General features: G+C 66.3%; 2 protein-coding genes. One reads left to right on the top strand and one right to left on the bottom strand.

Going from position 1 to position 1,147, the window contains the following annotated elements:
* Window positions 1–191: 191 nt before the first annotated feature.
* A complete protein-coding gene (locus tag U1872_RS22550) occupies window positions 192–857 on the bottom strand; it encodes a response regulator (protein WP_332746512.1) in 666 nt (221 codons plus the stop codon).
* A gap of 110 nt (window positions 858–967) precedes the next feature.
* On the opposite strand from U1872_RS22550, the gene U1872_RS22545 reads away from it, so the two are divergent.
* Window positions 968–1,147 (top strand): hypothetical protein (locus tag U1872_RS22545; RefSeq protein WP_443025444.1); only part of this gene is annotated, 180 nt, incomplete at its 3' end.

The following is a 1,147-nucleotide window of genomic DNA, read 5'->3' as shown; positions in this document are numbered from 1 at the left end:
AGAGCGATCGGGGAATGAGGCGGAAGCGGTTCATCACGGGCGCCCATCTAGGTATAGCGATCCGACAGCCAGATCCCACCCCGGCAAAGGCCGGGGCCCAATTAGAAAGGTTTTTATAATGGCGGACTGCGCTCCATCAGCGACGTCCCCCAATTGGGCCACGGCCTTCGCCGGGGTGGTGGACATGGTCATCACGCCCCGTCCGCCGTCAGCCGGTACCCACGGCCGCGCACCGTCTCGATCATCTGCGCACCGATCTTCCGCCGCAGCCGGCCGATGATCACCTCGATCGAGTTCGAATCCACGTCTGCGTCGTGTTCGTAGACGCGGTTGGTTAGGTCGTGGCGTTCAATGACAACTTCGCGGCGGAGCATTAGGGCTGAGAGGACGCGCCATTCGAAGGCGGTGAGTTTGAGCGGCAGGCCGTTCAACTCGAACGTGCCGAGTTGTGCGTCGAACGTCAGCGGTCCGCAGGTGACGCGCGATGCGGCATGACCGGCCGCGCGACGGACCAGCGCGCGGAGCCGCATGACCACTTCCTCGACCCGGAACGGCTTCACGACGTAGTCGTCGGCGCCCGCCTTGAAGCCCTCGACCTTCTCGGACCAGCCGTCGCGCGCGGTCAGGATCAGGACGGGCAGGTCGCGCCCCGCCGCACGCCAGTCGCGCAAGACCGACAGCCCGTCGCGCTTGGGCAGGCCGAGATCGAGCACCGCCGCGTCATAGAGTTCGGTTGCGCCCAGATGGCCGCCATCCTCGCCATTGTTCACGACGTCGACCGCGAAATGCTCCGCGCGCAACGCTCGCGCCAGCCCGTCGGCGATCGCCGCATCGTCCTCGACCAATAATACCCTCATGCGCCTGTCCCTACGCCTCAGACCCCAACGGAATCTGAACGGCTTGGTTCAGCGTGCGTCGGGAGCGGTCGCCTAGACGGTGATTCGTCAACCAATGAGAGGAACGACGAATGACCGAACATTCCCACCCCGCGCCGAACACGCGCTTGAATCTCCGCCGCAACCGTCTGGCGCTCGCCGCGGCCGGTCTGCTGGTGGTCGGTGGTGCAGCCGGTGCCGTCACCGTCGCCGCCACGCGCCCGAGCGTGACCATGGCACCCGCCACCCCGATCGCGATCCGGTCGCTCCAG

It is taken from the genome of Parasphingomonas frigoris (assembly GCF_036663815.1).
Taxonomy (GTDB): domain Bacteria; phylum Pseudomonadota; class Alphaproteobacteria; order Sphingomonadales; family Sphingomonadaceae; genus Sphingomonas.
This window is presented reverse-complemented; position numbering and strand designations above follow the sequence as displayed.